The following is a 7,902-nucleotide window of genomic DNA, read 5'->3' as shown; positions in this document are numbered from 1 at the left end:
TTGGTGGCCGACTTCGTAAAGTTCACCCTCGGGTCGGCGTATTCGCCCAGCACGTCGCGGATCACCTGCGGCACCTCCTTGCGACGCATGAGCACGCTCAGGTCTTTGGCGCCAAGCTTGCCCTCGGAGATAAAGGCCTCCATCGAGTCATAGGCCGTGCCGTTCTTCAGAATCTCGTGCAACGCCACCTCAGCCAGGCGCAGCGCCTCCGGCCGGCTGGTCTTGCCGCCCTCCATATAGCCGGCGGCCAGGTACTCCCGGGCCGCGTTGAGCGTCGCCGTCGGCACCTTCTCAAACCACTTCGGATCATCGAAGGCCTGATAGCTCCGGTGCACGTAGCTGCCGACGTTGCCGCGGATCTTCTCGTAGAGCTCGATCTCGTTGATCGCCTGCGCCGCATCGCCCGCCCTGCCGCTTGCCTGGGCCTTCTCCATCAGCGCGTCGATCTTGCCCTGGATGATCGTCAGGTAGTCGCCCGAGAGGCTGTCGATATACTGGCGCATCGCCACGACGGCGGTTTTTACGCCCGCCGGCAGATTTCCCGGCACCTGCCCGGCCAGCGCCGCCGAAAGCGCCCGCTGTTGCGCCTCAGGCAGCGCGTCAAAGCGCTTGCCGTAGGCCTCTTTCACCGCCAGCTCAAAGCCGCCGACGATGTGCCGAACATCAAACTCCACCGCCTGAAATTCGCTGTCGCGCCGGATCTTCTCGGCAAACACCGGCTCCGGCAGCAGGCCGCCCGGCGCCAGCCAGCGGCGCAGCTGGCTCTTGGCCTTCTGCCACAGGGGCCTGTCCTGCTCGCGCAGGCGGGCATTCTCGGCGGAGAAGGGATCATTCGGATCAGGGCGCGGCTGGCCGGAGGCGACACTGCGCAGACGGCTTACCGCACCCGACGCGCGTGAGAACCGGATATCCGGGTTCTTGGCATCGAAGCTGCCACGGTTGCCGATGGCAGACTTCACCTGCTCGGGGCGGAAGGCCACAACTTCTACCACTTCTCCATCAAGGGCCACGACGACGCCATCGTGTCCGCGATCCTCAACGGCCCCCCTGAACTCTGACGACCAAGAAGCATTGGGGCCGCCAACTGGCGGTGTCATTCCAAGCGTCCGAATGGCTACGGTACGCTCCCTTGCATCTACAAAATATGGGTTTTGCAGCGACAGGTAAACTGGCATCACGTTGGACCCATCAGCCCTACCAGCATAAACGGCAGCATAGCTAGGGTCACTCGCAAAATAAAAACCGTTGCCCCATCCACCAGAGTCTGTTTTGGTTCCAGCGCGCAGATCACTAAAAGAGCTGAAATCCGCCGTCGTCCCGTGATACACCACCAGCGGACGCCCTTCCGCATCCACTACGCGGCTATCCCCAAACCAGCGCCAGAAGTTCCTCACGCCTTCCTCGGTCGGGTGGATCGGCTGCCCCTTGCTGTTCGTGGTCGGGCGCTCCACGCCGTCCACGGTGATCGTGCTGGGCGCCGCCTTCGACGCCACCGCACCGACGTCACCCAACGTCACCACATTGCCCCGGGCCGCCCGCCCGACGCCCGCCATCGCGTAGGCCACCAGGTCATCCACCGCCACCGACTTCAGCGGCACGCCATGCGCCAGAGCCCAGGCCCGCAGGGTCGCCACGAAGCCGCGCACCAGGTCGGCCACCTTCCGGCCGATGTTCTTCTCGATCCAGGCCAGAATCGGGCCGTCTGCTGCTGAGAATCCCGCGCTGCGACCCTCCGTGACGGCCATCTCCACGATGTAGGGCGCGGCCTCGAAGCGGTTGTCGGCCTCGCCCACCTGCTCCATGCGCTCCGCCACCCGGTCGAGGAAGGCGCGCAGGGCCGGCGCCTCCTTGGTACGCCCCTGGATAAGAGCCATCGCCTTGGCGTCGATGTCCTCGCGCTGCTGGCCGTGAATGGCCTCGTGCAGGATCACCGACGGCAGCGATGCCTCGTCCAGATTCGGGCCAATGGCGAAGGTGATGCCCGACTTCGGGTCGTAGATCGCATGGACATCACTCCCGTCCATCGACTCGAACATATCCATCGTCTCGCGGTAGTCCCAGCCGGTGCGGCTGGCAAACTCGCGGGCAATGTCGGCCCTGTCGTTGGAGTCGAGCACGACCAGGCCGCCTTTCTGGCCCAGGGCGCCCCGGCGCAGCATCGTCTTGATCGCGCCGGCCAGCTTCGGGAGCCGCTTGGCGAAGGCTGCGGGAAGGGTGTCGTAGGTGATGCCGGAGGCGGGGTTGGGGCTGCGGGATGTCTTCGGCGCAGCCGGATCGTCCTTGATGTGCCTCTCCCGAATGAACCAGCCCCCATCCTTCTTGAAGGTGTACGGGTCGATCTTCTGAGCCTCGGCCCTGGTCAGGTCGGTGCGCACGATTCCGCGCAAGACCTTGCCGTTCTGGGTGGTGTGCTCAACGATGGCGCTGGAGGCCGCCGGGGCCGCCGGGGCGCTCGGCTTGCTTTGCTGCGCGATCGTGGCGGCAGGCTTGGCATCTCCGATGATGGCGCGGGCTTCTTCGGACATACTGGGCAGGGCGTACAAGGCCTGTTTCTGCATCAGCACGTCAAGCGCCATCCGGGCCTTTGCTGCGTCCTCAACGTAGGCAAACATCGAGTTGCCGACCGAAACGAAGTCGCCGGCATGTTCGCGCAGTCGGGTATCGAGGAAGAAACGGCCACCCTTGGCCTTGGACTTCGGCACCTGAATGGCAATCCCTCGGGCGCCCTCCGGGAGCACGCGCACGATGCCATCACGGGAGCTTATGCCGAACTTCCGAATGTTCTCGCTCTTGCTGTTGGTCAGGAATTTCAGAACGTCATCGGGCGTCTTGAGGCGGTAGTCGTTGCGCACGTCCTTGGCGAAGTTGAACGCCTTGGGCATCAGAATACCCTGCTCCGTCGATCCGTCCGCCTTGGTGAACGTGATAATGGAGCCGCGAGACTCGCTGATCTCACCGTAGGCCCCCAGCAGGTTGCCGGTGATGATCTTCGCCGTTTCGCGCTCGTTGGTCGGGCCTGGGCGGAATAGCGCGTCGATGTTCGCCGAACCCCCATAGAGGTAGCTGGTTTCGATCTTGGCAAACTGCGTCGCCGGAACGGTCAGAGAGCGCAGGGCGCCGTTCAGGGCAATCGTCACCTGGAACTTGCTCAGGCTGAACGGGTTGCCGCTGGCCTTGTGGGTGCTGCGGATGTTGGTAACAACGGCGTTGTAGTTGTCGCCGTTGATCTCCACCCGGAACATTGAGCCGATCGGGTGCGAGCGGACAAAATCCATCCCCTTGTTGGCGATCTCGCCAAACCCCGGCACGTCCGCCACGGTCATCGGCCGGCGCTTTTCGCCGCGGGCGTAGGCGTCCCGATTCGCGGCAACCATAGCCTCAATGTAACTCTCGCTGAGCTTCTTGGCCTCCAGCGAAGAGCGAAACTTGGCTTCATCGAAAACGTCGCCGATGCCGTTGTCGTCCTTGGCGTTCTCGATGCCATCCACCCACGCCTGTTTGAGTGAGGCAATAAGTGCCCTGGCGTGGTCGTCAGATGTCAGGCCGCCCAGGTTCTCATTCATTGCGGCCCGGATCTCGTCCGGGGTCATGGCCTTGCCCTGCGCCTTGATGCTGAATTCGTTGTAGAAAGCATCCTCGCCAAACGGGCTGGCCTTGTTTCTTCCCTCAAACAGCAATTCCGACTTCAGTTCGCGCGCATCAAGATCGAACGTGCGCGGCTCAAGGTCGTTCTGGTTCGTCTTGTTCAGGTAGTCGATCAGCGCGCGGTACTGCTCTTCGACTTCGGCGTAAAACTGCTCTTGCACCTTGATGGGCATCAGCGCCAGCCGGCCGGTGGCCTTGCGCGCAATGTCTTCCCCCGGCCCCTCGTCGTCGTCAGACGCATCCACGCCAAGCGCTTGAGCAAGTTCCGGGTTGTCCGCCAGGTATTGCCCTACGACCTGATCGCCGTACTTGTTCAGCATGTCCGAAGACTCGACGGAGGTTGCCGACTTGGTATTGCTCGAGGTGTTGGCGTTGAGCGACTTCATTTTCCCCGCCAACAGCGCCGTGGGGCGAATCTCGGCCGGAAGGTCGGCCGTCAGGATGGTGTATTTCGGCAGGCGAACCTGTCCGGTGCGGTGGATGCGCCCGAGCATCTGCATGAAAATGTTGATGTCCTGAGCGGCCTGGGCCACGATCATGTGGCGCTGGCGCTGGTCCTGGAACTTCTCGGAGGCGTGCAAGCTGATACCCGTAGAGCCGGCCACGTTCAGAACCAAGGCGTCAAGCTGGCCGGAGTTGAACAGGCGGGTCGTGCGCACCTTGTCCTTCTGCTCTGCCGGGTCAATCTGGGCCAGCCTGGGGTTGTTCGGGTCGCTGTAATCGACTGAGAGGTTTCGGCCGGTCACCTCGGCCACGCTGAATCCGGCCCTGGTGATCTCGTTGCGCATCCAGTCGATAGGCGACACCGGGATGCTGATCTCGAGCTCGTCAATGACGTTCTGGGCGGACTCGTAGGCGGCCCGGCTGATCGGGTCCAGCTTGTTGAGGGGGATGTACTCCTTCACCTTGTCGCCGTTCGGAAGCTGCCGAATGATGTAGCGGCTGCGCTCCAGCGCACGGGATAGCACCGTCCGGTAGTCGAAAGATCCCAGCGAGTCGCCCGGCTTCAGGTTGTTGTTCTCGGCGTACTCGGCCAAGAAGGAGCCCATCGTGTTTTCGACCGCGATCAATGGCTTCTCGCCGCGACGGAGCGAGCGGACGGCTTCATCGGCCGATTCCTGGGCTTTCAGGCCAAGGAGCATCTGACGAACGAAGTTGTGCACCACGCTCGAAAACTGCGTGTGATCCACGCTGGCCTTGGCCTGGTTGCCGGCCATGTCCATCACGCGGGCGCCCTGCTTCTCAAGCTCCTTCTGCAAGGCCTTCACGTAGTTGGCGTGGAAGGTCGCGTCGGCCTTGACGATGGCGCGAAGGGCAAGGGTTGTGCTGTCCGAAAGTTCGACGTGCTCGGCCCGGTGGGCGGTGTCGGCGCGGCTCTCGATGCTCACGCCGTCATAGGATCGCTCCCGGCGGAACATCTGCCCGGCCTTCACCAGGTTGTTGGCGACGACCGTTTGCAGCGGCAGGCCGCCGGCCGACATGGCAGCCATGAGCGAGTCGTCGTCAGCCGAGGCGTCCCCAATGTCGGTCTTGAAGTAGACGGGCATGTTGTCCGGGCGCTTGGCGTAGGTGGCCGAGAGGTAGGTAACCCCTGCCGCCAGTCCCAGCGTGTTCCGCACAAAGGCGCCGGTCCCCGAGTCGCCGCCGGCATTGTGGGACTCGTCCAGCACAAACACGGCATTGGGCGCCAAGGCCATCACCGCCCGGCGCTGCACGTTGTCGGTATTGATCTGCGAGTAGGTGAGGAACAGGGCGTTGCGGCCAGAGGGAAGCTCGCCGGTTGTCGCAATGCGTTCCGTTGCGGCTTTGTGGAGGGTTGCGCGGTTGGCGAACAGCTTTTCGTCGCCCGGGCCTTTGATCCACGCATTCGAGTTCAGGATGAACGGGGCTACGTCGCTGGTCCCAATGTCGGCTAGGTCGCCGTACATATCCGTGAACAGGGAAGGCTTGACGGTGACGAACACGGGAATTTTGCCGTTCTTCGCCGCCCAGCGAATGATGCCGGCCGCCTGCCGGCCCTTCCCGATGCCGGTTTGGTCAGCAATGATGATCCCCTTGCCGGCCTTGATCTGATAGACGGCAGAGGCGATAGAATCCACCTGCAAGCCCATGAACGCATCGTGAAGGGCGTCGATGGACGGGTAGCCCAACTCCTTCGCCACAAACTCGTCAATGTCGCCGACTTCATCTTCGAGGCGGTTGAGTGCGTCCTGGGTCGGGCCGGCCATGTTCACCGGAATCAGAACGCCCTCGTCTTTGCGCGCACTGCGCGCTACGTAGATGGATTGAAACTGGTTCTCTTCGGCCTTTACGCCAGTAGCTCGAGGACTTCCCGCAGGCTTTGCGGGGGCTCCGGCTGCCCCAGCCGCCCCGGCCCGGCCATCTGCCCCAGCAGCGCCATCATCAGGTCGCTGCCCACGATCGCGCTGCCCCACTGGCCCATCGGGTACTGCTCCGCGATTGTCCACAACTCGGGCGCCTGCTCCTGCGACATTTCCAGTGCGCTGCGGGCGGCCTGCGGGTCGGCCTGAATCAGGCTGTCCAGCTTCCGCGCCAGCAGAAGTCGATACAGCGCGGGCGTTATCGGCTTCCCTGACGCCTCCACCGATAGCGCCATTTCGGCTTCCGGCGGCACCCCGCCCGGAATCCATACCTTTCTGGAACTGCTCATAGACTTCACTCCAATTGCTTGCCCTGGAGATGGTCCCGGGCGCCGGTGCGGTTTGGTCGGACTTCGCCCGGCCGTTGATGGTGATTACCCGAACGGGCCAGCCGGCCCCTTGGCGCTGGTAAAGGTCGCCGCTGACTTCAAAGTGCGTAGTTACATTGTAGTTGCCGTAGAGCCAGTTGAAGAAAATCAGATCGTTGTTGCTCATCTGACCCTGGACTTTGTTGGCGCCGATGATCAGCGAGGCCTGGCCATCGTCCTTCATCGCCTCCAGCGCACGCGCGGCAATCAGATGGTCGATCTGCCCCAGGGTGTAACCGTCGAACTTGACCTTGATCGACTCACCCTTTTCGTTCTTGATCGGGCCAAACGGGGGGTTGGTGTGCACGGCGTCCACCGACTTCGGCGGCACCTCTACCTTGAGCGCGTCGCCCTGCGTGACATTCACGCCCAAGGCCTGCAGGTTGCCGAAGCGCTGACCATCAAGCTCGGTTGCCGTCACGTTTCTCGGCGCGGCCGTGATCGCCAGCATACCGTTGCCAGCGGTCGGCTCATACATCGTCGTGTCCTTCCCGATTCCGGCGAGGCGTGCGGTCAGGAAGGCCAGCGGGGCCGGGGTGCTGTAGGCCTGGTTGTCAATGCTGGCGCTGGTTCGGATGTTCAGGTTCGGCTGTGATTCATAGAGCCGCAGCAGAACATCAAAGGTGGTCCGGTCGCCCTCCTTCTGAGCCGCCACGTCACGGGAGACCATAACGATGGCCGCCTCCAGATCCTCCTGGGCCTCTTTCATGCGTGCGGGCGAAGGGGTTGCCCCGTCCGCCTCTTGAACCATCTTGCGAAGGGCTGGATTGTCCTTCGGCATGTTGCCGGCCTTGATCGCCCGATAGAGCGATTCGCGCAGCGACGTGTTTAGGGCCTTGGTGTCGGCCGCCTCAACAGTGGCCGCGGTGTCCATGCCCTCGAAGCCGGCGGCGCGCGGGTCGTACTTCACGCCCATGTACCAGCTCTTCAGGTAGGGCCGCACGGCGTCGCCCAGGTCGGCCAGCATCGCCTGCGCATAGGCCGAGAAAGAGCGCGCCCCCTTCTCGATATGATAGCCGGCCAACGTGATGCCCGCCTGCAGCATCTCGGGGTCGAGCCCGCTATTCAGCTGGCCCAGCTTGCTGCGCAGCAGTTCCCGGGCCTTGGCTGCGGCGTCCTCGGTGAAGATGGTATTCGGAGCCGGCGCGGGGGCTGGGCGCTGCGCGGCCTCTGACTTCGGCGCTGCGGTGGGCGTCGTCATTGCCTCCAGCGCCCCCGCCGGCAGCAGATGATCCAGCCGCCCATAGGCCAGCGCTGCCATCATCGCCGGCTTGCCGGTGATCGTCTGCCAGGCGCCGGCCGCGTCCTTCATCCGGTAAGTGCAGGCCATCAGTTCGCCCCCATCTCTTTGTCGATGATCAGCAGCCCGCACTCATCGCCAGCCGCGCGCTCGATGCGGGCCAGCCAGTCGCCGTACTCGCCGATGCTCTTCCGCTGGATCTCGAGGTACTGCAGCAGGTGCTGCCGGGTCAGCTCGCTCGTGGCGGCCCGATACCAGCGCTCGTACT

1 protein-coding gene is annotated in these 7,902 nt (G+C 63.5%); it reads right to left on the bottom strand.

The window, feature by feature from the left end; translation table 11 throughout:
* A partial coding sequence (locus PHD22_RS15520) for a strawberry notch C-terminal domain-containing protein (protein WP_299868886.1) occupies positions 1 to 7,724 on the bottom strand: 7,724 nt, incomplete at its 3' end.
* Positions 7,725 to 7,902: the final 178 nt, after the last annotated feature.

Source organism: Zoogloea sp., from assembly GCF_028693495.1.
Lineage (GTDB): Bacteria > Pseudomonadota > Gammaproteobacteria > Burkholderiales > Rhodocyclaceae > Zoogloea.
This window is presented reverse-complemented; position numbering and strand designations above follow the sequence as displayed.